Here is a 26957-nt window from a genome sequence, read left to right as displayed (position 1 = left end):
CTTCAGCCCCAGAGGATCTGACGCACCACCCGGTCGGCGACCAGTCGTCCGGCATCGGTCAGCCGAACCCGGTCGGTGTCGGTCGCGAGGTGGCCCTCGACCCGTGCCCGGTGCGCCCGTCGCAGTTCGTCGGCGCCGAGATCATCATCGGCGGACAATCCCTCGCGACAACGCAGTCGCAGCATCACCGCTTCGACATGCTTGTCATCGGCAGCGAGAACCTCATGATCGTCGGCCGGGAACCGCCCCGCATCGAGGCTCTGGGCGTAGCGCGCCGGATGCTTGAGGTTCCACCACCGGACACCGTTGACGTGCGAATGCGCGCCCGGTCCGACACCCCACCAGTCGTGGCTGTGCCAATAGGCCTGATTGTGCCGGCACTCCGCACCGTCGCCGCGGGACCAGTTCGACACCTCGTACCAGTCGAAACCGGCGTCGCGCAGTCGCCGGTCCAGACGCAGATACCGGTCGGCGAGGACATCGTCGTCGGGTGCCGGGAGTTCCCCGCGCCGTACTCGGCGGGCCAGCGCCGTGCCGTCCTCGACGATCAGCGCATACGCCGACACGTGATCGACCGGTGTCGACAGGACAGCGTCGAGGCTGAGGTCGAGATCGGCGTCGGTCTCGCCGGGCGTGCCGTAGATGAGGTCGAGATTGACGTGGACGAAACCCGCCGACGCCGCCTCCCGCGCCGCGGCCACCGCACGGCCCGGGGTATGTGTGCGATCCAGGGTGGCCAGCACGTGCGGCGCCGCCGACTGCATACCCAGCGAGATGCGCGTGAACCCGGCACGCAGCAACCCGTCGAAGAACTCCGGCGACGTCGATTCCGGGTTGGCTTCGGTGGTGATCTCGGCACCGTCGGTGAGATCGAAGTGGCGGCGCACCGCATCGAGAAGCCGGGTCAGTCCGTCGGCGCCCAGCAGCGACGGGGTGCCCCCGCCGACGAAGATCGTCGACACCGGGCGCGACGGCCGCATCGTGGCCGCCGCGAGGGCCAGTTCGCGTTCAACGGCGGTGAACCAGGACTCCGGCGACGCCGAACTGCCCAGCTCACCGGCGGTGTAGGTGTTGAAGTCGCAGTAGCCGCAGCGCGAGGCGCAGAACGGGACGTGCAGGTACAGACCCAGCGGCGCGGCCGGGTCGACGGCCTCACAGGCCGCGTGGACCTCGGCCGGGATCGCCGGGACGGAAGTGCTCGTCACGCCTCCATGATGCGCGCCCGGACCGTCGGCGACCCAATCGCGACGCGGGGAATACCGGCGGCGCGGGCCGCCTTGCCCCTCATATCGCTGTGATGGCGACCCGTGCCGGCTCGGCCGGATCACCGGTGGCGATGTCGCTGCGGGGCGAGTTTGCCTCATCGTGGTCAAAAGTATTCCCAAGTAGACGCAAGGCGGATGGACGTGGCACTATGGACCGCGTGAATTTCCCCGGGGTGTGGCTCGCCGCTCGGCGCCACGTCGATCTCAAGCGCGTCTGCAGCGCTACCTGTCGTCCTTAGACGACGTCCGGCCCCGGAGAGTCCCCGCATTCTGTACGCGGGGTGCCGCCACGTCACAGCCCAAGACCGTGCGATAGCCGGTGCATGCGTGTGCCGGCCCAGGAGAATTCATGACGTCCACCACAGACATCACCGCGACCGGGGATTACGGCTCATCCGAGAAGCCCACGCCGCCGCGGGCCGCTCCCACCGCCCGGGCTCGTGCCGCCACCGACTCGGCGGCTACAGCAGGCGAACGCCCCGCACGCAAGAAGGCCCGCCCGGCCAAGCGTCGCGCGGAGGGCCAGTGGAAGCTCGGCTACCGCGAACCGCTCAATCCCAACGAGCAGGTCAAGAAGGACGACAACCCGCTCAACGTCCGCGCGCGTATCGAGAACATCTACTCCAAGCAGGGCTTCGACTCGATCGACAAGCAGGATCTGCGTGGCCGGATGCGCTGGTGGGGTCTCTACACCCAGCGCGCCGAGGGCTACGACGGCACCTGGACCGGCGACGAGAACATCGACATTCTCGAGGACAGCCACTTCATGATGCGCATCCGCTGCGACGCGGGTGCCCTCAACGTGGAGCAGCTGCGCACCCTCGGTCAGATCTCCACCGAATTCGCCCGCGACACCGCCGATCTCTCCGACCGCGAGAACGTGCAGTATCACTGGATCCGGATCGAGGACGTACCCACCATCTGGGAGCGGATCGAGGGCGTCGGACTCAAGACCACCGAGGCCTGCGGTGACTGCCCCCGCATCATCCTGGGGTCCCCGCTGGCCGGCGAGGCCGTCGACGAGGTCCTCGACCCGACGCCGGCGATCGACGAGATCGTCCGCCGCTACATCGGTGACCCGCAGTACTCGAACCTGCCCCGCAAGTTCAAGACCGCCATCTCGGGCCTGCAGGACGTGTCGCACGAGACCAATGACATCGCCTTCATCGGCGTGAACCACCCCGAGCACGGCCCCGGTCTGGACCTGTGGGTCGGCGGTGGGCTGTCGACGAATCCGATGCTGGCCCAACGGGTCGGCGCCTGGATTCCGCTCGACGAGGTCCCCGACGTGTGGGAGGCCGTGGTCTCGATCTTCCGCGACTACGGCTACCGTCGCCTGCGCACCAAGGCGCGCCTGAAGTTCCTGATCAAGGACTGGGGCATCGAGAAGTTCCGTCAGGTCCTCGAGGACGAGTACCTGGGACGCAAGCTGATCGACGGCCCGGCACCGGAACCGTTGACCCAGCCCCGCGACCACGTCGGTGTGCAGAAACTGAAGAACGGCCTCAACTCGGTCGGATTCGCCGCCATCGCCGGCCGTGTGACCGGCACCAAGCTAACCGCGGTGGCCGACGCCGCGGAGCGGGCAGGTTCGGACCGCATCCGGTTCACCCCGTACCAGAAGCTGGTCGTCCTTGACGTCCCCGACGACAAGGTCGAGGAACTCATCGGTGACCTCGCGAAGCTGGGCCTGCAGGCGCGGGCGTCGAACTGGCGTCGAAACCTGATGGCGTGCAGCGGGATCGAGTTCTGCAAACTGTCCTTCACCGAGACCCGTAAGCGTTCACAGGTCCTCGTCCCCGAACTCGAGGAGCGGCTGGCCGACATCAACGCCGACCTCGACGTGCCGATCACCGTCAACATCAACGGTTGCCCCAACTCGTGCGCGCGGTCGCAGATCGCCGACATCGGATTCAAGGGTCAACTGATCGAGGACGGCGAGGGCGGACAGGCCGAAGGCTTCCAGGTCCACCTCGGCGGAAGCCTGGGCCAGGACGCCGGATTCGGCCGCAAGCTGCGTCAGCACAAGGTCGCCTCCACCGAGATCGGCGACTACATCGACCGCGTGACGCGCAACTTCGTCGCACAGCGTGAGCCCGGAGAGCGGTTCGCGCAGTGGGCGGTTCGCGCCGACGAGGAGGCACTGCGATGACCACCGGAACCACCACCCGCACCACCAACGGGCGCCGGTTCAGTGAGGACGAACTGCGGTCACTCGCCGAACACGGTGCCGCCGAACTCGGACCCGACGCCACCCCGGAAGAGCTGTTCGCCTGGACCGCACGCACTTTCGGCACCAACTTCGTCGTCGCCTCCAACATGCAGGACGCCGCACTGGTCGACCTCGCGGTCAAGCACGTCGACCGCGACCTGATCGACGGTGACCCGGTGAAGGTCCTGTTCCTCGACACCGGCTATCACTTCGCCGAGACCATCGGCACCCGCGACGCCGTCGAGCAGGTCTACGGCGTCGAGATGGTCAACCTCACCCCCGAGCACAGTGTCGCCGAACAGGATGAACTGTTGGGCCGCAACCTGTTCGCCCGCGATCCGGGCGAATGCTGCCGACTGCGCAAGGTGGTTCCGCTGAAGGCCGGTCTGTCCGGCCACGACGCATGGGTGACCGGCATCCGCCGCGTCGAGGCGCCCACCCGCGCCAACGCGCCGCTCATCTCGTTCGACGAGGGTTTCGGTCTGGTGAAGATCAACCCGATCGCACCGTGGTCCGACGACGAGATGCAGGACTACATCGACGCCAACGGGGTGCTGGTCAATCCGCTGGTCGACGAAGGCTATCCGTCGATCGGCTGCGCCCCCTGCACCGCCAAACCCGAACCCGGATCCGATCCCCGCAGCGGCCGCTGGGCCGGCCGCGCCAAGACAGAATGTGGGCTGCACGCATCATGACCATCACCGAGACCACCGGCATCGAATCTCTCGAGGCCGACGACTTCAGCACCCTCGACGCCCTCGAGTCCGAGGCCATCCACATCTTCCGCGAGGTCGCCGGCGAGTTCGAGCGTCCGGTGATCCTGTTCTCCGGCGGCAAGGACTCCACCGTCCTGCTGCACCTCGCGCTCAAGGCGTTCTGGCCTGCGCCGCTGCCGTTCTCGCTGTTGCACGTCGACACCGGGCACAACCTGCCCGAGGTACTCGAGTTCCGCGATCAGGTCGTCGAACGCCACGGTTTGCGTCTGCACGTCGCCAAGGTGGAGGACTACCTCGCCGACGGCCGGCTCACCGAGCGTCCCGACGGTGTCCGCAACCCGCTGCAGACCATCCCGCTGCTCGACGCGATCACCGAGAACCGCTTCGACGCGGTGTTCGGCGGCGGTCGCCGCGACGAGGAACGCTCCCGCGCCAAGGAGCGGATCTTCTCGCTGCGCAACGCCTTCGGCCAGTGGGATCCGAAGCGTCAGCGCCCCGAGTTGTGGAACCTCTACAACGGCAGGCATGCGCCCGGCGAGCACGTCCGCGTGTTCCCGCTGAGCAACTTCACCGAACTCGACGTGTGGCGCTACATCGCCCGCGAGCAGGTGTTGTTGCCGTCGATCTACTACGCCCACGAGCGCGAGGTCTACCAGCGTGACGGCATGTGGATGACCGCCGGGGTGTGGGGCGGACCACGTGACGACGAAGAGGTGCAACGACTTTCGGTGCGTTACCGCACCGTCGGCGACGGCTCGTCGACCGGCGCGGTGCTCTCCGATGCCACCACCAACGAGGCCGTGCTCGCCGAGGTCGCCGCGTCCCGGCTGACCGAACGCGGCGCCACCCGCGGCGACGACCGCGTCTCCGAGGCCGCCATGGAAGACCGCAAGCGCGAAGGATACTTCTGATGACCCACTCCCCCGACCTCCTCCGCATCGCCACCGCGGGCAGCGTCGACGACGGTAAGTCCACCCTGGTGGGCCGGCTGCTCTACGACACCAAATCCGTTCTCGCCGACCAGATCGACGCGGTCACCCGCGCCTCGGTGGACCGCGGCCTGCAGGGCCCGGATCTGTCGCTGCTCGTCGACGGTCTGCGTGCCGAGCGTGAGCAGGGCATCACCATCGACGTGGCCTACCGCTACTTCGCCACGCCCGCACGGTCATTCGTGCTCGCCGACACCCCCGGCCATGTGCAGTACACCCGCAACACGGTATCCGGCGCGTCGACCGCGCAATTGGTGATGTTGCTCGTCGACGCCCGCAACGGTGTCGTCTCCCAGACCCGCCGCCACGCCGCGGTGATGGCGCTGCTCGGCGTGCCGCAGCTTGTGTTGGCGGTCAACAAGATCGACCTGGTCGACAACCCCGCCACGGTGTTCGCGGAGATCTCCGCGGAGTTCGCCGAACTGACCCACACGCTGGGCTGGTCGCCCGAGCAGGTGCAGGCCATCCCGGTCTCGGCGCTGCACGGCGACAACGTCGCCACCCGCTCGGACAAGACCCCGTACTACGACGGCCCGACGCTCATCGAGCACCTGGAGACCGTGCCGAACGTCACCGACCGCAAGCAGGTCGGACTGCGCTTCCCAGTGCAGTACGTGATCCGGCCCCGCACAGCGGAATTCCCGGATTACCGCGGCTACGCGGGTCAGATCGCCGCGGGCCGGGTGTCGGTGGGCGACGAGGTCGTCGTGCTGCCGTCGGGTGTGCGCACCACCGTCACCCAGATCGACACCGCCGACGGCCAACTGGCGACCGCGCACACCGGTCGCAGCGTCACGCTGTTGCTCGCCGACGACGTCGACATCTCCCGCGGTGATCTCATCGCTGCGGTCGCCGATGCTCCCGAACCCACCCAGCAGTTCACCGCGACGGTGTGCTGGCTGGCGGACAAGCCGCTGCGGCCGGGTGCACGGGTGCTGCTCAAGCACGGCACCCGCACCACGCAGGCCATCGTCGGCGCCCTCGACGCGCTCTTCGACGAGCAGAACCTGTCGGTGTCCGAGGCACCGGATACGGTGGAGCTCAACCAGATCGGACGTATCTCGATCCAGACCGCCGAGCCGATCCCGGCCGACGACTATCAGGTCAACCGCGAGTCGGGCAGCTTCCTGCTGATCGATCCGCAGGGCGGTAACACCCTCGCGGCGGGGCTCGTCGGCGACGCGCTGGCCTCGTTGCACCTCAAAGAGCTGGTGTGAGTCCGACCCTTCTGCTGGTCGCCCACGGGAGTCGGGATCCGCGATTCGGCGACACCGCTCGGCGCGTGAGAGCGGCTGTGGCCCAGCAGCTCCCGCACGTCGAGGTGGTGTTGTCGTTCCTGGATCTCGACAGCCCGACGGTTGCCGGGTGCCTCACCGGACTCGGCGACGACCGCGAGGTGGTCGTCGTGCCGTTGCTGCTCGCACCCGGTTACCACAGTGAGGTCGACCTGCCCGGCATCGTCGCCGAGGCCGACGCCGCCGCTTCGGTGACGATCACCGACGTCGTGGGTCGCGCCTCGCTGACCGACGCACTCGGGGACCGCTTGCACGAAGCGGGTCTGCGACCCGACGACGGGATCATCCTGACCGCGGTCGGCTCCACCAATCCGGCGGCCGAGTTACTCGTCCGACGCCGCGCCGTCGAACTATCCACCCGGCTGCACCGCCCCGTCGACGTCGTCTTCGCCACCCGACTCGGCAGCGGAGACCGTCACCTGCGCAACGCCATTCGACGCCTGGGCACGGCCGGCGCCGCGCGGATCGCGGTGAGTCCCTATTTCCTGTCGGCCGGCCTGTTGACCGAACGCGTCGAGACCGCCCTGGACCGTCTCACCCCGGATTGCCTGGTGGCCGGTCCGATCGGTGCCCACCCGGCACTCGTCGATGCGGTGGCGACCGCCTACCGTCGGCACGCGTGGGCGGGTATCTCCGTCCACTGACGGCACCCTCGCTCACGTTGACAGCGCCCTCCTCAGCACTGACAGCGCTCTCCCCCACACTGACAGCGCTCTCCCCAACGTTGACAGCGCCCTCGACGCTCAGATCTCCGAGAGTGCCGCCACCTTGGTGGCCCGCGCGTACACGGTCTCACCGGCGTTGAGGTTCAACGCGTTCTGGTCGCCGCGGGTGATCTGGGCCGCGAATTCCTCGCCGGTGGCCGCCGACGTCAACTCGACGCGGGTCTCGAATCCGAGGTTCACCACCCGGTTCACCGTCGCCTTGATGACCCCGGTGTCCAGGCTCGGGTCCGCGGCGGGCAGTGCCAGTTCGGGTTTGCGTCCGATGCGGATGTCGTGGGGCCGCACCAGTTCTCCGTTGAGGCGCACCGTCGATCCGAGGAAGGATGCGACGAATTCGTTGGTCGGTCGGTCGTAGAGATCGTCGGGCGTGCCGACCTGCTCGATGCGGCCCTTGTTCAGTACCGCGATCCGGTCACTGACGTCGAGCGCTTCCTGCTGGTCGTGGGTGACCAGCACGGTGGTCACGTGGACCTCGTCATGCAGGCGACGCAGCCAGCGGCGCAGGTCGTCACGCACCTTGGCATCGAGGGCACCGAAGGGTTCGTCGAGGAGCAGCACCTTCGGGTCGACGGCGAGCGCGCGTGCCAACGCCATCCGCTGCCGTTGGCCGCCGGAAAGCTGTGAGGGAAAGCGCTTCTGGAACACCGTCAGACCGACCACCTCGAGCAGTTCGTCGACCTTCGCGTCGACCTCGGCCTTCGGTCGCTTGCGGATCTTGAGGCCGAACGCGATGTTGTCGCGCACCGTGAGGTGTTTGAACGCCGCATAGTGCTGGAACACGAAACCGATGTCCCGCTTCTGTGGTGCCTTGCCGGACACGTCGTTGCCGTTGATGACGACCGTGCCGGAATCGAGGGTGTCCAGCCCTGCGATGGCCCGCAGCAACGTCGACTTCCCCGACCCGGACGGCCCGAGCAGCGAGGTCAACTGACCGTCGGCGATCTCGATCGAGACGTCATCGAGGGCGGCGAAATCGCCGTACCGTTTGTTGGCACCGATCACCGAGATGGACATGTCAGACGCCTTTCTTGCCTGCGGCGGAGTGGGAGTGGGTGTGGACGACCTGCTCGGCGTCGAGCGATTCGGGGCCGTGCGGGACCGTCAGTTCCGGTTCGACGGTGTCCACCTCGCCGGTGACGGACGTACTGGCATCGGCCAGACGCGATTTGGCCCGTCGTTCGATCAGCGACATCAGCACCAGCACCAGGATCGCGACCATCATCAGCAGTGTTGCGGCCGCGTAGGCGCCGAATTCGTTGTAGTCGTCGGTGTAGCGGGAGTTGACGAGCAGCGTCAACGTCTGCGAGATACCCGGATAGTTCGACGACACCATCGTCACCGCGCCGAACTCGCCGAGAGCGCGGGCGACGGTCAGCACGATGCCGTAGGTCAGGCCCCATCGGATCGCCGGCAGGGTGACCCGCCAGAACACCTGCCAGGCGTTGGCGCCCAACGTCGCCGCGGCCTCTTCCTGTTCGGTGCCGATCTCGCGCAGGACGGGTTCGACCTCGCGTGCCACGAACGGCAGGGTGACGAAGAGGGTGGCCAGCACCAGTCCGGGGAAACCGAAGATGACACGGAAGCCGAGGCTTTCGACGCCGCCGAACCAGCCGCCGTAGCCCCACAGCAGGATCAGCGCGACACCGGCGACGACCGGGGACACCGCGAACGGCAGGTCGACGACGGCCTGCAGCACCCCCTTGCCGGGGAAGCGGCCGCACGCCAGGGCCAGGGCGATCAGCACCCCGAAGATGACGTTGAGCGGCACCACGATCACCACGATGAGCAGGCTCAGTTGCAGCGCCGAGATCGCCGCCGGGGTGGTGATCCACTCCCAGAACTGCACGATGCCGTGCTCGAAGGCGCGGTAGAAGATCGTCCCGACCGGCACGATCAGCAGGATGAACAGGTACACCAGTGCGATCGTGCGCAGCCCGTACCGGGTCAGTGGCGAGACTTTCATCGGTCCGCATCCTCCCGCTTGGACTGCCAGCGACCGGCGATACGCAGGATCAGCAGGGTGACGAAGGCGATGAGCAGCAACACCACCGAGATCGCCGCGGCGCCGACCGGGTTGTCGATCTCGATCTGCTGCTGGATGTACTGCGAGGCGACCTGCGTGTCGCCGGGGATGTTGCCGCCGATGAGGACGACCGAACCGAACTCACCGATCGCGCGGGTGAACGCCAACCCGGCGCCGGTCAGGATGGACGGCAGCAGCGCCGGCAGGATGATCTTGCGGAAGGTCGTCCAGTTGCGCGCGCCGAGCACCGCCGCGGCCTCTTCGACGTCGACGTCGAGTTCGATCAGCACCGGCTGCACCTGACGCACCACGAACGGCAACGTCACGAAGGTCAACGCGATGATCAATGCCGGCTTGGTGGCGTTGAGATGGATGTCGATCGGACTGTTCGGACCGTACAGACTCAGCAACACCAGGCTCGCGACGATGGTCGGCAAGGCGAACGGCAGGTCGATGATCGCGTTGACGAATCCCTTGCCGGGGAAGTCATCCCGAACGAGCACCCAGGCGATCAGGGTGCCGAAGACGACATTGATCAGTGCGGCGACGAGCGAGACGAGCACCGTGATCCAGAGGGTGTCGAGTGCTGCGGGAGCGGTGACCGCGTCCCAGAATCCACTCCACCCGTCGTCGAAGGACTGCACGGTGATCGCGGCCAGCGGCAGCAGCACGATGAGGCTCAGCCACAGCCACGCCACCCCGATGGTGATCGGACTGACGCCGGCGAAGGTCCGCGAACGTCCGAGGAATCCGCCCGGCGGCTGCGAACCCACCGCCTCCGGTCGCGGGGCCGGTACGGTTTCCGAGGTCACTGGACACCCCCTGCGTCGTAGATCTTGGTGATGGCGCCCTTGGTGCCGAAGAGTGCGCTGTCGACGGCCTTCCACCCGGTGAGGTCCACGCCGTCGTTGTCCGCGGCGGTGCCCTGGCCGAGGACCTTGCCGAGCTCCTTGATCGTCCACAGCTTCTCGATGTCACCCGGGAAGAGGTTCGCGGTGGCCGCGGCGACCGCCGGCACCACCGGCCGGAAGCCCTGCTGCGCCCAGATGTACTGCGCCTCATCGGTGAACAGGTAGTTGACGAAGGCGCGCGCGGCGGGCAGGTCATCGGAGGTATTGACCACCGCGACCGGGTTCTCGATCTTGAACGTCTGTGGCGGAATGACGTACTCCACCTGCGCGGACGGCGCCGCCGTGGCATTCGCCCGGTCGAGCATGATCGCCTCGTTCTCGTAGCTGATCAGCACATCGCCCTGTCCCTGCTCGAAGGCGGTGGTCGCTTCGCGGCCTGATTTGGGGACCACGCGCACGTGATCGCGGACGAGTTCGGCGACGTAGTCGAGGCCGGCCTGGGAGTTCTGACCCCCGTTGCTCATCGCGGCATACGGTGCCAGCAGGTTCCACTTCGCCGATCCGGAACTGCCGGGATTGGGTGTCACCACCTGTACGCCGGGGCGCAGCAGATCGTTCCAGTCGTGGATGTTCTTGGGATTGCCCTTGCGCACGACCAACGCCACGACCGACCCGAACGGAGTGCTGTTGTAGGGCGCCTGGGTCTTCCAGTCCTTGTCGACCAGACCCGCTTTCACCAGTCGGGTGATGTCGGGTTCGACGGAGAAGTTGACGACGTCGGCGGGGACGTGGCGGGCCACCTTGCGGGATTGGTCTCCGGAGGCCCCGTAGGAGGCCGAGAACCCGATGTCGTGGCCTTCGGGGGTGGCACGGAAGGCCGGGATGATGTGGTCTAATCCGAGCTTGGGCGTCGCGTAGGCGACGAGGTCCAGGTGGCGGGAGCCGCTGGAGATGTCGACGCCACCGGGTTCGTCGGTCGATCCGCCGCCACAACCGGCCACCGCGACCATCGCCAGGGCCAGCAGACACACCAGTATCGGCGTCCTGCGTCGCGGGATGGATGCAGCGTTCACTACAGGCTCCTCCGAGGATGTGATTTCGACGCCGGCCGACATGGGCCGCGACCAGCGGACGAATTACGCTAACAACCCTCGTGGGGCTCACCGAAACCTGCGAGCAACCTTCTGGCCCTCGCCGGCGGAAGGTGCTATCGAGTGAGGAGCCAGGCCAAGAGAACGAGAACGATGAGCGCGACGAGCGCCCAGGTCACACGCGAGCGGAACACCACCTACAAACCTTTCTGGTCGTCGTCGGCGAACCGGCGACGATCAATCACCGACATCACGCCGTCGACCAGCGCATTCAGCGCGATCGCGGCGGCGATGGCGCAGGGAACCAGGACCACCAGGGTGACCAGGAGTTGGGGAACGAAGGCCAGACCGGTCAGCCATTCCTCGACACCGTCCCACCAGGCGAGTACCCCGTTCACACCCATCACCTCGTCAGTCCCCGCTCGGCTGTGGACTTTCATTCAGCCTGATTCGAACTCTCCGATCCGGCCGTCGCCACTCAAGTAGCGGCATTGCGGACCGGTCGCAATGATATATCCATGACGGCCACAGACGACTCCGCCCTCGACTCGGATATCACCGATGCGGCGGTGGCCGAGCCGGATGTACCGCCCATGCCGGTCGAGCCGGAGGCCGCAGCCTTCTCCCCGGCGACGCATACCGTCACCTCCTTCCCGCCGATCGGCGACTACGCGTTCCTCTCCGACACCGAGACGAACTGTCTCATCGCCCGCAACGGGTCAGTGGAATGGATGTGCGCACCACGACCCGACTCGCCGAGTGTGTTCGGGGCGATCCTCGATCGCAGCGCGGGCCACTTCCGTCTTGCGCCGTACGGCGTGAACGTTCCCGTCGATCGTCGGTATCTGCCGGGCAGCCTGATGGTGGAGACCACCTGGCAGACCGACACCGGGTGGATCGTCGTGCGTGACGCGCTGGTGATGGGCCCCTGGCATGACAACGAGCGCCGCTCGACCACTCATCGCCGTACACCGACCGATTGGGACGCCGAGCACATCCTGCTCCGCACCGTGCGCTGCGTGTCGGGCACCGTCGAGTTGGCGATGAGTTGCGAACCGGCCTTCGACTATCACCGTGCCCGCACGAAGTGGGAGTACTCGGGTCCCGCGTACGGCGAGGCGATCGCCACGGCCATCAACACCGACGCCACCTGTCCGACACTGAAGTTGACCACCGATCTGCGGCTCGGCCTCGAGGGTCGCGAGGCTCGGGCGCGGACCCGGCTGGTCGAGGGTGACGACCGGTTCGTCGCCCTGAGTTGGTCCAAACAGCCCGCCCCGCAGAACTTCACCGAGGCCGCGCAGAAGATGTGGGCCACCTCCGAATGCTGGCGGCAGTGGATCAACATCGGGTCCTTCCCCGACCATCCGTGGCGTACACATCTGCAGCGTTCCGCGTTGACGCTCAAGGGGCTGACCTACTCCCCGACCGGCGCACTGTTGGCCGCGGCCACCACATCACTGCCGGAAACACCTCACGGCGAACGCAATTGGGACTATCGGTACGCCTGGGTGCGTGATTCGACCTTCGCACTGTGGGGGCTCTACACCCTGGGCCTCGATCGCGAGGCCGACGACTTCTTCTCCTTCATCGCCGACGTCTCCGGCGTGACCAGCGGCGAACAGCATCCGCTGCAGGTGATGTACGGGGTGGGTGGCGAACGCACCCTGGAGGAGGAGGAACTCGGGCACCTGACCGGCTACGACGGCGCCCGACCGGTGCGGATCGGCAACGGCGCGTACAACCAGGCGCAGCATGACATCTGGGGCACGATGCTCGACTCCGTGTACCTCAACACCAAGTCCAGCGAGTCGGTGCCAGAGACGCTGTGGCCGGTGCTCAAGGCGCAGGTCGACGAGGCGGTTCGCAACTGGCGCAAGCCCGATCGCGGCATCTGGGAGGTCCGCGGTGAACCGCAGCACTTCACCTCGTCGAAGGTGATGTGCTGGGTGGCCCTCGACCGCGGCGCCCGACTCGCGGCGTTGCACGAGGAGAAGGAGTACGCCCGGGAGTGGGCGGAGATCGCCGATGAGATCCGGGAGGACATCCTCGCGTTCGGCGTCAACGACCGCGGCGTGTTCACCCAACGCTACGGCGACGACGCTCTGGACGCCTCGCTGCTCCTGGTTCCGCTTCTGCGATTCCTGCCATCGGACGACTACCGCGTCCGCAACACCGTCCTGGCCATTGCCGAGGAACTCACCGATAACGGCCTCGTCCTGCGCTACAAGGTCGAGGAGACCGACGACGGCCTGTCCGGCGAGGAGGGCACCTTCACCATCTGCTCCTTCTGGCTGGTGTCGGCGTTGGTCGAGATTGGCGAGTTGGAACGCGCAAAGACCTTGTGCGAGAGGCTGTTGTCGTACTCGAGTCCACTGAAGTTGTACGCCGAGGAGATCGACGCCAAGACCGGTCAGCACCTGGGAAACTTCCCGCAGGCCTTCACCCACCTGGCGTTGATCAACGCGGTCATGCACGTCATCCGCGCTGAGGAGGCCGCCAGCCATGGGCAGTTCCAGCCGGCCAATCACTGAGTCGGTGCGCCCTCTCGCCTTGCGGCGAGCTCCGTCGAAACGGAGGACCGTGACCGCCGGGCCGAGCTTGTCGAGGTCGAGACCACGCAACCCAATGCTGGAACCGACTGCAGCACAACCCAACTCCCGCCGGTCGAGGTGCTTTACCCCGCCGGTCGAGCCGCCTCGTGCGAGCTTGCGAGCCCGTGGCGTGTCGAGACCACCCAACATGGAGCTGGAAACCGATTGCAGCGCAACATGACTCCCGCCGGTCGAGGCGCGAGGAGCCCATAGGCGACGAGCCTCGAGACCACCCAACCCGACGCTGGAAACCGACTGCAGCGCAGCACCACCCGACGGTAGTGACCTACCGCGGATAGGTGGTGATGGTCTCCCCGGACACCGGATCACGCCACACGACAGCCCGATCCGACAACATGGTGGGGATCAACAACCCCATATGCTTTCGCTGATGGTCCGGGGTGCACAACGGCATCAGGTTGAATTCCACGGTCCAGCCACCGGTGATCGGATCCTGGTGCACGAATTTCACCAGGTGATCGATCTGGCATTCACTGGCCGGGCGCCCGCAGTGCGGGTACCGGCAGGTGCCATCCAACTCGATGATCTTCTCCCGCAACCAGGCCGGTATCCGATACGTCAACGCACCCGAGGGTGGGAGCAGATGTCCGCCGTGCCCGGTGGGGTCGATCGGTGCCGCGGGGAACGGATCGTCGAGACGACGCCACGCCGCCGGTATCCGATCCAGTGAGGTGACGGTGCTGACGCTGGGGATGTCCAGGGCGGGAAACTCGCTGACGGTGACCAGCTGTCCCGAACTGATCAACGCTCTGGCGTGAGCGTCGTCGACAACGCCGAAGTACTCCAACCGGGCTTCACGTTGCCCGGACGGGTCGGTGATCAACGACAGCGACAACTGCGAATCGGTGTTGGTCTCGGTGTCGGGTTGCGCCTCAACGGTATCCGTTGCCTCGCCCTCAGCGTCGTCGGCGGCGGCGACGTCAGCGCCCGACTGGGAATCGTCGGTCATCTCGGGATCGTCGGTCACGTCGGCGTCCGCATCGACATCGTCGGACAGATCAGTTGCGACGCCGTCGACATCGATGTCGAGATCGGTCAGACCACTCGGCTCCTCCGGCAACGGGACCGCCCGCGAACAGTCGCCCCGACCGCACTCACACGACAGCTGCGCGCCGGGCAGTCCTTGGATTTCGGCGAATGCCGCGACCTGTACCTGACCCTGGCGACGCGGATCACGCGGGCAGATCCGCTCACTGATCATCTTCGCGATCCGCGCCGCCAGGTGCGCACCCATCTCGCCCGGTGCGTAGACGGAGATACTGCAGTGCCCGTTGGTATCTCGGCGGACCCGAACGTTCTGATCACGTGCAGCGGCCTCCTCCCGGCGGTCGGCTGCACCGTCGGGATCCAGGGCGATCACCATCTCGACGACCTGATCCCGCAGGGTCTTATCCGCCTGATTGCGTTCGGCCAGTTGCAGTGCACGGGTTTCGGCGAACGCGCGGACGTCGTCGTCGGACAGGACGACGATCTCGTTGGCGATGATGCGGATACGTTCCAGCGAGTGGTCACCGTCCAAGAACGCCGCAGTCACCGTCGGGAGCGTCGACAGCAGAAAGCTCAACGTCATCCACGCCGTCGCTTGCGGCACCGACACTCCGAGAGCGGTGGATACCTTGCCGGTGGCACTCTTGTCGACGGCACCGGTGGTGTGCACGTTGGTCATGTGACCCGAGAGCAGCATCTCGTCGTACACGGTGTGCCCGATCCGCGCCGCGGAGAGCACCTTCCGGGCGATCACCTGCCGTTCCTGGCGCTGCAGAGATCGAGCCAGGGCGGTGGCCGCCTCGACGGGAAGGTGATCGATCATGGCCGCGTCGTCGGCGGTCATCGACAGTTCCGGAACTTGCTTGGTCTGAATAGTGGTGTCGGCCATGATGTTCACCCCCTCTGCTCCGTCGGATCAACTGAACTGAGTCAAGTGTAGCGACGACCACTGACAAAACTGATCGCCGTGGAAGCGGTTGGGGGTGAACGCTGTCCGCGTCGGGAGATCTGTGTTCAGTTGGCGGCGGGCTGGTTTGGCTGTCGGGTTGCGGAGGTCTCGACACGGTCCTGCGCTATCGCTCCGGACCGGCTCGACCAGCGGGAGGGCTACTCGGGCAGAGGGACGCACGGACCGGCTCGACCAACGGAGGGTGCGTGCGCTTGACCAGCGGGCGTTGCCCACCGCTGGCCGAGTGGGGCGGAGCTTGCGGAGCCCCGTATCGAGGCCACCATGGTGAGTGGAAGCTGTTGCTTACGTGCTGTTTTCAGCTCACGGAAGTGGTCTCGACCTCGACAAGCTCGGCCCGGCGGATACGCGACGAGCTCGCTTCGCTCGCGCGGCGCACTCGGCCAGCGGGGGAAGCTGCCGCTCGAGCAGGGTCACGCCCCGCCCGACTCCGAACCCGCCGCCACCAACCCGCGCCGACGCATCAACGGACCGATCTGCGGCGTATGACCGATCAGATGCTCATGCGCCACAAGTGGATCCACGCTGTCGCCGCGCGACAACGTCGAGTCGGCGAAGCGTTTGCCGTTGTTGCGTAGCAAGCCGCCCTCGGCGAGGAACCACTGTTCGGTCTCGGCGTCGAGAACCTCGGACCAGATGTAGGAGTAGTAACCGGCCGAGTAGCCGCCACCGAAGATGTGGTTGAAGTAGGCGCTGCGGTACCGCGGTGGGATCAACTCGGTACCCACACCGGCCTCACGTAATGCGGTGGCCTCGAACACCTCCACATCGTCGACGGCCGCGGCCTGCTCGACGGAAAGCCGATGCCAGGCCAGGTCGAGGGCAGAGGCAGCCAGGTATTCGATGGTGCCGTGCGCGGTGTCGGCGCCCGCGTTCGCGCGCGCCGCGTCCGCGAGTTCTGTCGGGATGGATTCTCCGGTCTCGTAGTGGCGTGCATAGTTCGCCAGGACGTCGGGATGCAATGCCCACATCTCGTTGACCTGCGACGGGAATTCGACAAAGTCCCTGGGCACCGACGTTCCCGACTGCGAGGGATAGTCCACCGCCGACAGCAGCCCGTGCAGTGCGTGGCCGAATTCGTGGAACAGGGTGGTGAGCTGATCGATACTCAGTAGTGCCGGTGAATCCCCGTCCGGCTTGGGCACATTGAGCACGTTGACGATGATCGGCTGGGTTGCCAGGATCGTCGACTGATCGACGATGTTGCTCATCCATGCCCCGCCCCGCTTGGACGGCCGCGCGAAGTAGTCACCGAGGAATAACCCGATGCTCGTGCCGTGCTCGTCGAAGACCTCCCACACGCGGACGTCGGGATGGTAGGCGTGCAGATCGGGTCGTTCGGTGAAGCTCAGTCCGTAGAGCTTGCCCGCCGCGTAGAACACCCCGCGGGTGATCACGGTGTCGAGTTCGCAGTAGTCGGCGAAGGCATCGAGGTCGATCTCCGACGACGACCGCCGCTGTCGTCCAAGCCAATACGTGACGTCGGCGGCCCTGATCTTCGCATTGGGGTCGACCGAACGCGCGAACTCGGTCAGGGTGGTGAGTTCGGCACCACCGGCACGCATCGCAGCCGTGATCAGTTCGCCGAGAAGATCATCGACGGCCGCCGGATTCGGTGCCGTCTGTTCGGCGATGACGTACCCCGCATGATCGCGGTACCCGAGCAACTCGGCACGCCGCGCCCGCAGGCGCACGATCTCCAGAACGGTCTCGCGCGTATCGAAGTCATTGCCACGCGAACACCGACCGACCGATGCGTCGAACACCCGCTGCCGCGTGCCGGCATCACCCAACTCGGTCAGCACCGACTGACTGGTCGGGAGTTCCAACGTCAGAAGGTAACCCGATTCGTGGCCGGCGTCCGCCGCGGCACGGCGGGCCGAGGCGATCGCTCCCTTCGTCATCCCCGCGAGTTCCGCGACGTCGGTGACGAGGACCGCCGAATCGTTGGTGTCGTCAAGGATCTTCTGCGAGAACGTGGTGCTCAGATACGCCAGACGCGACGAGATCTGACGCATCTCATCCTGCTCGGTCCCGTTGAGTCCGGCGCCCGCCCGCACCGCGTCGCGGTAACGAGTATCGAGCAGCCGCCGCTGCGCCTCGGTCAGGCCGAGATCGTCGGCCTTCTCGTGCAGAGATGAGATCCGTTTGAACAGTTCCGGATTCATCGCGATGGAGTTCGCATGATCGGTCAGCCGGGTCGAGAGCTCCTGCGAGATCTCGTTGCGCTTCGGATTCGTATCCGGGCCGACGAGATTGAAGAAGATTCCCGAGGCCCGCGCCAGGTCGCGGCCGGAGAACTCCAGCGCCTCGATGGTGTTGGCGAAGGTGGGCGCCACCGGGTTGCCGGCAATCTCGGCGATCTCGTCGAGATGCGTGGCCATCGCCTCACCGAACGCCGGCAGAAAATCGTCGTCGGTGATCGACGCGAAGTCCGGTAATCCGTGCGGCAGATCGCTATGGGCGAGAACAGGGTTGACTGCAGGTCCGGCTGAGGTCATCACTTCCCCTTCGGTTTGTCACCCATCGAGTCGGTCGACAACGCCGCAACGAACGCCTCCTGCGGCACATCCACGCGACCGATGGTCTTCATGCGCTTCTTGCCTTCCTTCTGCTTCTCGAGCAGCTTGCGCTTGCGGCTGATGTCGCCGCCGTAACACTTGGCGAGCACGTCCTTGCGGATTGCCCGGATATTCTCGCGCGCAATGATCTTCGAGCCGATGGCGGCCTGCACCGGCACCTCGAACTGCTGCCGCGGGATGAGTTCCTTGAGTTTGGTGGCCATCTTGTTGCCGTAAGTGAACGCCGCGTCGCGGTGCACGATGGCACTGAATGCGTCGACCGCCTCACCCTGCAGCAGGATGTCGACCTTCACCAGGTCGGCCTCCTGCTCACCGGCCTCCTCGTAGTCGAGGCTGGCATAACCGCGTGTCCGCGATTTCAGCGAGTCGAAGAAGTCGAAGATGATCTCGGCCATCGGCATCGTGTACCGCATCTCGACGCGGGTTTCCGACAGGTAATCCATCCCGCCCAGTTCACCACGCCGCGACTGACACAGTTCCATGATCGCGCCGATGAACTCACTCGGTGCGATGATGGTGGTCTTGACGATGGGCTCGAAGATGTTGCGGGCCTTGCCGTCCGGCCAGTCCGACGGATTGGTCACGACGTGCTCTTCGCCGTCCTCCATGACCACCCGATAAACGACGTTGGGGGCAGTGGAGATCAGGTTCAGGTCGAACTCACGCTCGAGGCGTTCCCGGGTGATCTCCATGTGCAGCAAACCCAGGAAACCGCAACGGAATCCGAACCCCAGCGCCACGGAGGTCTCTGGCTCGTAGGTGAGTGCGGCGTCATTGAGTTGCAGCTTGTCCAAGGCGTCGCGAAGCACCGGATAGTCCGATCCGTCCACCGGGTACAGACCCGAGTAGACCATCGGACGCGGTTCCCGGTAGCCGGTCAGCGGCTCGGTGGCGCCGTGCCGGGCGGTGGTCACCGTGTCACCGACCTTGGACTGACGCACGTCCTTCACGCCGGTGATGAGGTAACCGACCTCGCCGACGCCGAGTCCCTTGGACGGTTTCGGCTCCGGCGAGACGATGCCCACCTCGAGCAGTTCGTGGGTGGCGCCGGTCGACATCATCGCGATCTTCTCGCGGGGCACGATCTTGCCGTCGACCACACGCACGTAGGTGACCACGCCCCGGTAGGTGTCGTAGACGGAGTCGAAGATCATCGCGCGGGCCGGGGCGTCGGGATCACCCTGCGGCGCCGGTACCTGCCGGATCACCTCGTCGAGCAACTCCGGGACACCCGCACCGGTCTTGCCGGACACCCGCAGCACCTCGTCGGGTTCGCATCCGATGATGTGCGCGATCTCGCCGGCGTACCGGTCGGGGTCGGCGGCGGGCAGGTCGATCTTGTTGAGCACCGGGATGATGGTGAGGTCGTTCTCCATCGCCAGGTACAGATTGGCCAGGGTCTGCGCCTCGATCCCCTGGGCCGCGTCGACGAGCAGCACCGCACCCTCGCATGCCTCGAGCGCCCGCGACACCTCGTAGGTGAAGTCGACGTGGCCGGGGGTGTCGATGAGGTGCAGGACGTAGTCGTCGTCGCCGACCTTCCAGGGCAGCCGGACGTTCTGCGCCTTGATGGTGATGCCGCGTTCCCGCTCGATGTCCATCCGGTCGAGGTACTGGGCACGCATCTCACGTTCCTCGACGACGCCGGTCAACTGCAGCATGCGGTCGGCCAGCGTCGACTTGCCATGGTCGATGTGGGCGATGATGCAGAAGTTCCGGATCTGCGCGGGATTGGTGAAGGTGGTGTCGGCGAAACTGGGGATGTCACTCACTCCTTGGACGGCGGGCCGGGACACCGGCACATATCACCTCTGAGTTTCTCACGCCGCCACCCGTCCCAGCGAACTCGACGCCACTCACTGCCCCTCAGCCTTGACAGGCGTACACCGAGAACGCAGCGGTGGCGGTACGGTTCACGCCCCGTCGGGTGGCGTGAGGTCCGCCATGACGACGACGAGCGGATCGACTTCGACGACCGCGGACAATTCCCTCGACCCACTGAATTAAGTTGGCTGGCATGATCACCGAGTCCCGCTCCGCCGACGGCGTCGTCGCCGATGTGCACCGACCCGACACCGAACCGATCGGCGTCGTGATCCTCGCCCACGGCGCCGGCGGCAATCGTGACGCGAAGATCCTGCACGCCTACGCCGACGAGTTCTGCCGCCGCGGCTATGCGGTGGCGCGAATCGACCTGCCGTATCGGCAACGACGACCCAAGGGCCCACCGAGTCCGTCGACGGCCGCCGCCGACCGCGACGGCATCCGCGCGGCGATCACACTGCTGCGCGACGAGGCGTCCGGGCCGCTCGTCGTCGGTGGGCACTCCTACGGCGGACGCCAGGCGTCGATGGTGATCGCCGACGACGGCGGTGGCGCGGACCTGTTGCTCCTCAGCAGCTACCCGTTGCATCCGCCCGGCAAACCCGAACGGGCCCGTACCGAGCACCTGCCCGACATCAGCGTCCCGACGGTGATCGTGCACGGCTCGACCGACCCGTTCGCCACCACCGACGAGATCACCGCCGCCATCGCACTGATCGGTGCGCCGCACCGACTCGTCGAGATCGACAAGGCCGGGCACGACCTCAAACCCGACCGCAAGCCCACCGCTCCCCTGGCCGCCGACGCGGTCGCCGACCTGCTCACCGGAGGAACCCGATGACCCCGACGCCGCAATACCGGCCCACTGCCGACCTCGCGCGCCACGTCGTCTACGCCCCTGACATCGACGGCGCAGCCGACCCGGGCGAAATCGTGTGGACGTGGGTGGTGTACGAGGACGACCCGCATCAGGGCAAGGACCGGCCGGTCCTGGTGATGGGCCGCACCGCCCGCGCCGACGCCGACGCCGACGACATGCTGCTCGGGCTGATGTTGTCGAGCCGGGACCGCCGGCGCGACGACGAGAACTGGATGGAACTCGGCAGCGGCACATGGGATGCCGAGGGCCGGGACAGTTTCGTGCGCCTCGACCGCATCATCCTCGTCGCCGAAACCGGCATCCGGCGGGAGGGCGCGATCCTCGAGCGCGCGCGCTTCGATCGCATCGCCGCCCGGCTGCGCAGCGAATACGGCTGGGCCTGAGCACGGCCGACACCAAGGGCCCGCGGCTCAGGCCAGTCGGGTGATCTCTACGACGACGTCGAGGTCGGTGGCCTGACCACCGGTGTAGATGCCCTTGAGCGGCGACACGTCGGAGTAGTCGCGTCCGACACCCACCGACACATGCTGTTCGCTGATCGGGGTGTCGTTGGTCGGGTCGTACCCCCACCAACCACCGGTCCACGCATCGATCCACGCGTGACTCTGGCCCTCGACGGTCTTGTTGATCGCCGCATTCGGTTTCGGATGCAGATAGCCCGAGACGTATCGCGACGGGATGCCCAGGCCACGCAGCATCAGCAGCGTCAGGTGGGCGTAGTCCTGGCACACACCCTTGCGTTCGTTCCACGCGTCGACGGCGGTGGTATGCACGCCGGTGGTGCCCGGAACGTACTCCATTTCCTGGTGGACGTACCGGCAGATCGTTTCCACCGCCTCCTCCGGATCCAGCCCCTTGGTCAGGCGCCGGGCAGTGGCCACCAGCGACCGGTTGCGTGGCACATAGGCGGTGTTGGACAGCATCTCGTCGTAGCGGTCCTCGACCTCCGCGTTGCGGATGCCCTCCCAATCGCGTTTGCGGTCATCATCGGGGCGTTCGCCGGGCTCGGTCTCCACCACCGACATCCCCGACACCTCGAGTTCCTCGTGCGGGGCGTGCAGGTCGAAGGCGGTGACCGCCGACCCCCAGTAGTCGGTGTAGCGGTAGGAACGGGTGGCCGGCACCGTCTCGACGCGGTTGACGATGACGTTCTGCCGGTTGTCGCTGCGCGGAGTCAACCGGGCCTCGTTGTACGACGAGGTCACCGGACTCTTGTAGGCGAAGCCCGTCGAATGCACGACCCTCAGTCGCCAGCTCACAGTTCACTCTCCTCGATGACGTGCTCTTCGCCGTCGCTCACCCGGGCATCGGCCCACGACACATACGGCGACACATGGAAGTACTGGCCGGTGACGGCTTCGTTGACCGCTCGGCAGGTGTCCTGCAGGTCGAGCAGACGGTCCTGTAATCCGTCGAGCAGATCACCCGGCTCCAGGAATTCCAGCGAGCTACGCGCCCGACCCAGCAACAGCACCGCCTCGGCCTGGGCGCCGGTGCGGCTGGGGCCCTTCTCCAGGTCGGCGAGGTTGTGTTCGGCAACCGACAGCGCATGGAACACCGACCTCGGGAACAGGCGATCGAGCAACATGAACTCGACGATGTTCTCGGCGTTGAGCACGCCTCGGTAGGTGCGCAGGAAGGTGTCGTGGGCACCCGCCGACACCAGCACGTTGACCCACGCGGGCGAACCGGCCCGGTCACCGGCACGGGCCAGCAGCATGCGGATGGTCATGTCGACGCGTTCCACCGACCTCCCCAGCAGCAGATAGCGGTAGCCGTCGTCGTGGCTGAGGGTCGCGTCGGCCAGGCCGGCGAACATCGCGGCACGATTCTTGACGTAGCTGAGGAACTCGTGCGGACCGAGGCGCCGGGCCCGGCGCTCGGAGTCGGCGAGGCCGTTGTACGTGGTGTTGAGGCACTCCCACATCTCGCTGGAGGTGACCTCCCGGGCGCCGCGGGCATTCTCGCGGGCCGACCGGATCAGATCGACGATCGATCCGACGGCATCCTTGTTGTAGACGACCCGCTCGGTCAGCGCCCACACGTCGAGGTCGTCGTCGACGTCGGGAACCTCGAGACCGAGGACCTTGATCACCAGGCGCACATGTTCGTCGACATCGGCCGTGGTGTCCTCGAGCAGCTGATGAATCGCCACGTCGAGAATGCGGGCCATGTCGTCGGCTCGTTCGACGTACCGTCCGATCCAGTAGAGCGACTCGGCGTTACGCGCGAGCATCATCGGAGATCACCGCCTTGTCGGGAACGCTTCTGCGACTGGGATTGGGATTGGGACTGCGATTGCGTGTGACCCTGCCCCGACTGCTGTTGTTGCTGCGTCTGCTGGAGCAGCGGATCCGGGGCACTCTCGGCCGGGCGTGCCGCGGCCACCCCGCTCTTGTTGACCACCTTCACCCCGGCGAGTTCACGCTCCCCCTCGGAGCTGCGCGAGGCCAGCACCCAGGTGTCCTTCGATCCACCGCCCTGACTGGAATTGACCACCAGCGACCCCTCCGGCAGGGCGACTCGGGTCAACCCGCCGGGCAGCACCCACACCGACTCGCCGTCGTTGACCGCGAAGGGCCGCAGATCCACGTGCCGCGGGCTGAGCTGATCGCCGGCCTTCGTCGGCACCGTCGACAACTGCACCACCGGCTGCGCGATCCAGCCGCGCGGATCGTTGCGGACCTTGCGTGCCAGGGTGTCGAGTTCGGCCTTGGTGGCGTCGGGACCGAAGACGATCCCGTATCCGCCGGAACCCTCCACCGGCTTGACGACGAGTTCGTCGATGCGATCGAGAACCTCCTCGCATTCCTCGGGCAACCAGCACCGCAGGGTGTCGACGTTGGAGATGATCGGTTTCTCACCGAGGTAATAGTCGATGATCTCGGGCACATAGGTGTAGATCAGTTTGTCGTCGCCGACGCCGTTGCCGACCGCCGAGGAGATCACCACGTTGCCCGCCCGTGCCGCGTTGAGCAGGCCTGCCACGCCGAGCATCGAATCCGGACGGAACTGCATCGGGTCGAGGAAGTCGTCGTCGATGCGTCGGTAGATCACGTCGACGCGTTGCTCACCCTCGGTGGTGCGCATGTAGACGACGTTGTCGCGACAGAACAGGTCTCGGCCTTCGACGAGTTCGACGCCCATGAGCCGGGCGAGCAGCGAATGCTCGAAGTAGGCCGAGTTGGCCACACCCGGGGTGAGCACGACGATGTTGGGATCGGCCTCGTTGAAGGCCGCCGACGCGCGCAGGGCGCGCAGCAGGTGGCCGGGGTAGTCGGCGACGGCCCGGACCCGGTGGGAGGAGAACAGGTCGGGGAAGACCCGGGCCATGGTGCGCCGGTTCTCCATGACGTAGGACACGCCCGAGGGTGATCTCAGGTTGTCCTCGAGCACCCGGAAGTCGCCGTTGGCATCGCGGATCAGGTCGATTCCGGCGACGTGGATACGAACGCCGTTGGGCGGGCGGATGTTTGCAGCCTGCCGATGGAAATGTTCACACGAGTGCACCAGGCGTTTGGGCAGCACGCCGTCACGCAGGATCTCCTGCTCGCCGTAGATGTCGTCGAGAAACAGTTCCAGTGCCTGCACCCGCTGGGTGATCCCGGCCTCGAGTTTGGACCACTCCGATGCCGAAATCACGCGTGGCACAACATCCAACGGGAAGGGACGTTCCTTTCCCGACAGCGAGAAGGTGACGCCCTGATCGATGAAGGCGCGTCCGAGCGCGTCGATACGCGCGTCGATGTCGGCGCGTTCGGATTGCGCCATGACCTTGAAGATGCCGCGGTAGGCCGGGCGGACCTCGCCGTCGGCGTCGAACATCTCGTCAAAGGCCCGGCCGAACGACTTGGCATTCTTGTAGCCCGCAAAAATCCCTGTCGCCGTGGGATTTTCGGACACCTTGACCGATTTCGACCGACCGCCCCGCCCATTCGACGCCGACTTGGCATCCGCGGACTTCGGGGTGGAGGCCTTTCCGGCGGCAGTCTTGCGCGCCTTCTTGGCCGACGAATCAGTCGATGTAGGGCTCATGGGTGACATGTTGCCTCAGATCGCCCGACTCGGCATGGTGGTCGGGCCGCGCGTCGCGGCCACCACCACCATCACGCGTCCCGCGAAACCCTCCGCAGGCCGAGCAGGCGTCGTCGGGAGCGCCGCACGACATCCTTCGCCCGCGTGCGCAGACGCCGCGCTTCGACCGGGATCGGCATGACCTTGATCACCTCGGCCAACGTGTCCAGTGCCACATCGAGGACCTCGTCGGTGGACGGTTCGAGCGTCGCCGAGTCGACGTCACGGCTCACCCCGAGATCGGTGATGCTGCCGACCACCCGATATCCCGCCGAGGTGATCGCCGCGGTCATCGCCTGGGCCTGACTGGCCGCCCACACCCGGTGCGATGCCGAGAGTCCCTGCGCCGGCCCCCGGGGTTGAGCGCCCATGATCTGCGCGACGACGATCTTCTTGACGATGTTCTCGTAGCGCTGCCACTCGATGTCCTCGGGCTGCAGCCGCAGGTTGAGCGCGCGGACGCAATCCGCCTGCGCGGCCGACAACGACAGGTTCAGCTCGGCCACCTCAACGGTCAACGGGTCGGGATCGACGCCGAGGACACCCAGGAATCGCTCCCACAGGCCGTCACCTGCCACCCCGCGGGTGCGTGGCACCGTCACCACGTGGACCCGATCGCCGCCGACCTGCGCGGCCCATCGCGCCAGGATCGCGACGTAGTCCTGGAATTCCCAGAAGGGTTCCTCCTCGACCGCCACACCGGCGGGCAGGTCGGCGGGAGCGGGTTGCCCCGGCCCCGGCCGCGAATGCGCACGCACCGACTCGACGAACTCGGTGAACGAGGCCCGGCGCTGATTCTTCACATTCTCCTGCCACGACGACGGAAGCTGGCGGGCGAGGTCACGAACGGTGGCGATCACGTGCACCTCGTCGGCGAAGGACACGTCGTCGAGCAGGGTCGCGATCTGTGCCTCGTTGGCCGTCGAAAACAACTCGTGAGAGATCAACGACGACCCCGGCCACGCCTTCATCTGAGCGACCATCGTCGGCCAGACGTCGGCGAACGCCGGATCGACCCAGTCCAGATACCGCTCGGGCTGCAGATGAACGGCGGCGTGGAAGTGATCAGCCATCGAGTTGCCCGGATACAGCAGTCCGGACTCCCGCAGCGCGAGGTCACGGTTACGCCAGAGCCGGTTCTGCACATGGGTGGTGCCGGTCTTGGGAAGTCCTACATGGATGTATACAACTGACATGATGGGAGTCACCGTAGCGGTGATTCCCCTACGTTCACTGTGCACCGCCCCGGAGGTGCTCCCGCGACGATTTGGGTGCGCCGGTTTCCGGCTGGTAAACTCGATCGCTGTCGCAGTGTCGATCCGGACCGTCCCTGGCCACCGTATCCGACCTGCTCGGGGCTGGACCCGGACGCGGCGCGCGAGCGCAACTCCGGAACCCGCCGACGAAGACCAGACACCGAACGACCAACAACACCGAACGAACAGACGAGGTAGACACGCGTGGCAAACATCAAGTCGCAGATCAAGCGTAACCGGACCAACGAGGTCCGCCGTCAGCGCAACCAGTCGGTGCGCTCGTCGCTGCGTACCGCCATCCGCGGATTCCGCGAGGCCGTCGACGCCGGCGACAAGGACAAGGCCGGCGAGCTCCTCGCCAGCACCAGCCGCAAGCTGGACAAGGCTGCCGGCAAGGGCGTCATCCACGCCAACCAGGCCGCCAACAAGAAGTCGGCGATGGCGCTGGCTCTCAACAAGCTCTGATCCTCGACTGAGCCGACAACGGCCCGCAGCGCGCCCCAACCGAGCGGCAGCGCCGGGACGTTGACACGCACCTTCCACCCCGGTGACTCCCACGCGGTCACCGGGGTGGAGTGCGTGGTGGCGCCACGACATGTCGACGC

Annotated in this window: 22 protein-coding genes; 9 read left to right on the top strand and 13 right to left on the bottom strand. The window is 66.4% G+C overall.

The window, feature by feature from the left end; translation table 11 throughout:
• Positions 1-2 precede the first annotated feature (2 nt).
• Positions 3-1205 carry a radical SAM family heme chaperone HemW gene (hemW, locus tag ABLE94_RS02300; RefSeq protein WP_425476119.1) on the bottom strand — a complete coding sequence of 401 codons (1203 nt, stop codon included), beginning with the start codon at positions 1203-1205 and terminating at the stop codon, positions 3-5.
• A gap of 409 nt (positions 1206-1614) precedes the next feature.
• Here hemW and ABLE94_RS02295 point away from each other — a divergent pair, with 409 nt between their 5' ends.
• From ABLE94_RS02295 to ABLE94_RS02275, 5 genes are read left to right on the top strand one after another with little or no spacing between them, the layout of a single operon-like run.
• Positions 1615-3417: a nitrite/sulfite reductase gene (locus ABLE94_RS02295; RefSeq protein ID WP_348807930.1), complete on the top strand. Its 1803-nt coding sequence runs from the start codon at positions 1615-1617 to the stop codon at positions 3415-3417.
• Positions 3414-4172 carry a phosphoadenylyl-sulfate reductase gene (locus ABLE94_RS02290; protein WP_348807929.1) on the top strand — a complete coding sequence of 253 codons (759 nt, stop codon included), beginning with the start codon at positions 3414-3416 and terminating at the stop codon, positions 4170-4172. Before ABLE94_RS02295 ends, ABLE94_RS02290 begins: the two co-directional genes overlap by 4 nt.
• Positions 4151-5104 carry a sulfate adenylyltransferase subunit CysD gene (gene cysD / locus ABLE94_RS02285; RefSeq protein WP_348804241.1) on the top strand — a complete coding sequence of 318 codons (954 nt, stop codon included), beginning with the start codon at positions 4151-4153 and terminating at the stop codon, positions 5102-5104. The genes ABLE94_RS02290 and cysD overlap by 22 nt, the downstream gene beginning before the upstream one ends.
• Entirely contained in the window at positions 5104-6399 is a 1296-nt protein-coding gene (locus ABLE94_RS02280) for a sulfate adenylyltransferase subunit 1 (protein ID WP_348804242.1), read from the top strand. The genes cysD and ABLE94_RS02280 overlap by 1 nt, the downstream gene beginning before the upstream one ends.
• Entirely contained in the window at positions 6396-7121 is a 726-nt protein-coding gene (locus tag ABLE94_RS02275) for a sirohydrochlorin chelatase (RefSeq protein ID WP_348804243.1), read from the top strand. The genes ABLE94_RS02280 and ABLE94_RS02275 overlap by 4 nt, the downstream gene beginning before the upstream one ends.
• Positions 7122-7220: 99 nt before the next feature.
• Here ABLE94_RS02275 and ABLE94_RS02270 read toward each other — a convergent pair whose 3' ends face one another.
• From ABLE94_RS02270 to ABLE94_RS02250, 5 genes are all read right to left on the bottom strand, one after another.
• Positions 7221-8216 (bottom strand): sulfate/molybdate ABC transporter ATP-binding protein, encoded by a 996-nt coding sequence (locus tag ABLE94_RS02270; protein WP_348804244.1) that lies wholly within the window; start codon positions 8214-8216, stop codon positions 7221-7223.
• A 1-nt stretch (position 8217) separates the two neighbouring features.
• Complete coding sequence (gene cysW, locus ABLE94_RS02265) at positions 8218-9165, bottom strand: sulfate ABC transporter permease subunit CysW (RefSeq protein ID WP_348807928.1); 948 nt, start codon at positions 9163-9165, stop codon at positions 8218-8220.
• Positions 9162-10037 (bottom strand): sulfate ABC transporter permease subunit CysT, encoded by an 876-nt coding sequence (gene cysT, locus ABLE94_RS02260; RefSeq protein WP_348804246.1) that lies wholly within the window; start codon positions 10035-10037, stop codon positions 9162-9164. Before cysT ends, cysW begins: the two co-directional genes overlap by 4 nt.
• Positions 10034-11191, bottom strand: coding sequence for a sulfate ABC transporter substrate-binding protein (locus ABLE94_RS02255; protein WP_348807927.1), 1158 nt, complete (start codon positions 11189-11191; stop codon positions 10034-10036). Before ABLE94_RS02255 ends, cysT begins: the two co-directional genes overlap by 4 nt.
• 173 nt (positions 11192-11364) lie before the next feature.
• Positions 11365-11565 (bottom strand): hypothetical protein, encoded by a 201-nt coding sequence (locus ABLE94_RS02250; RefSeq protein WP_348807926.1) that lies wholly within the window; start codon positions 11563-11565, stop codon positions 11365-11367.
• Between the two features lie 195 nt (positions 11566-11760).
• Between ABLE94_RS02250 and ABLE94_RS02245 the strand changes: the two genes are divergently transcribed.
• Positions 11761-13701, top strand: coding sequence for a glycoside hydrolase family 15 protein (locus tag ABLE94_RS02245; RefSeq protein WP_348808095.1), 1941 nt, complete (start codon positions 11761-11763; stop codon positions 13699-13701).
• A 346-nt stretch (positions 13702-14047) separates the two neighbouring features.
• Here the strand turns inward: ABLE94_RS02245 and ABLE94_RS02240 are convergent, their stop codons facing one another.
• The 3 genes from ABLE94_RS02240 to lepA form a co-directional block, all read right to left on the bottom strand.
• Positions 14048-15658 (bottom strand): HNH endonuclease signature motif containing protein, encoded by a 1611-nt coding sequence (locus ABLE94_RS02240; RefSeq protein WP_348807925.1) that lies wholly within the window; start codon positions 15656-15658, stop codon positions 14048-14050.
• A 491-nt stretch (positions 15659-16149) separates the two neighbouring features.
• Positions 16150-18237 carry a M3 family metallopeptidase gene (locus ABLE94_RS02235; protein ID WP_348807924.1) on the bottom strand — a complete coding sequence of 696 codons (2088 nt, stop codon included), beginning with the start codon at positions 18235-18237 and terminating at the stop codon, positions 16150-16152.
• On the bottom strand, positions 18237-20090 hold the full coding sequence (gene lepA, locus ABLE94_RS02230; protein ID WP_348807923.1) for a translation elongation factor 4: 1854 nt from the start codon (positions 20088-20090) through the stop codon (positions 18237-18239). Before lepA ends, ABLE94_RS02235 begins: the two co-directional genes overlap by 1 nt.
• A 245-nt stretch (positions 20091-20335) precedes the next feature.
• Between lepA and ABLE94_RS02225 the strand changes: the two genes are divergently transcribed.
• Together ABLE94_RS02225 and ABLE94_RS02220 are read left to right on the top strand one after the other, a co-directional pair.
• Entirely contained in the window at positions 20336-20983 is a 648-nt protein-coding gene (locus ABLE94_RS02225; RefSeq protein WP_348807922.1) for an alpha/beta hydrolase family protein, read from the top strand.
• Positions 20980-21405, top strand: coding sequence for a type II toxin-antitoxin system PemK/MazF family toxin (locus ABLE94_RS02220; protein WP_348807921.1), 426 nt, complete (start codon positions 20980-20982; stop codon positions 21403-21405). Before ABLE94_RS02225 ends, ABLE94_RS02220 begins: the two co-directional genes overlap by 4 nt.
• A 27-nt stretch (positions 21406-21432) precedes the next feature.
• Here the strand turns inward: ABLE94_RS02220 and ABLE94_RS02215 are convergent, their stop codons facing one another.
• From ABLE94_RS02215 to ABLE94_RS02200, 4 genes are all read right to left on the bottom strand, one after another.
• On the bottom strand, positions 21433-22281 hold the full coding sequence (locus ABLE94_RS02215) for a transglutaminase family protein (protein WP_348807920.1): 849 nt from the start codon (positions 22279-22281) through the stop codon (positions 21433-21435).
• Positions 22278-23261, bottom strand: coding sequence for an alpha-E domain-containing protein (locus ABLE94_RS02210; protein WP_348807919.1), 984 nt, complete (start codon positions 23259-23261; stop codon positions 22278-22280). The genes ABLE94_RS02215 and ABLE94_RS02210 overlap by 4 nt, the downstream gene beginning before the upstream one ends.
• Positions 23258-25057, bottom strand: a complete 1800-nt coding sequence (locus ABLE94_RS02205) for a circularly permuted type 2 ATP-grasp protein (protein WP_348807918.1) — start codon at positions 25055-25057, stop codon at positions 23258-23260. The genes ABLE94_RS02210 and ABLE94_RS02205 overlap by 4 nt, the downstream gene beginning before the upstream one ends.
• A gap of 71 nt (positions 25058-25128) precedes the next feature.
• Positions 25129-26292 carry a sulfotransferase family protein gene (locus ABLE94_RS02200; RefSeq protein ID WP_348806725.1) on the bottom strand — a complete coding sequence of 388 codons (1164 nt, stop codon included), beginning with the start codon at positions 26290-26292 and terminating at the stop codon, positions 25129-25131.
• A gap of 264 nt (positions 26293-26556) precedes the next feature.
• Between ABLE94_RS02200 and rpsT the strand changes: the two genes are divergently transcribed.
• A complete protein-coding gene (rpsT, locus tag ABLE94_RS02195) occupies positions 26557-26817 on the top strand; it encodes a 30S ribosomal protein S20 (RefSeq protein ID WP_348806724.1) in 261 nt (86 codons plus the stop codon).
• Positions 26818-26957: the final 140 nt, after the last annotated feature.

It is taken from the genome of Gordonia sp. VNK1 (assembly GCF_040049135.1).
GTDB lineage: Bacteria > Actinomycetota > Actinomycetes > Mycobacteriales > Mycobacteriaceae > Gordonia > Gordonia oleivorans.
The sequence above is the reverse complement of the archived record's forward strand: the minus strand, read 5'-3'. Positions and strand labels throughout refer to the sequence as shown.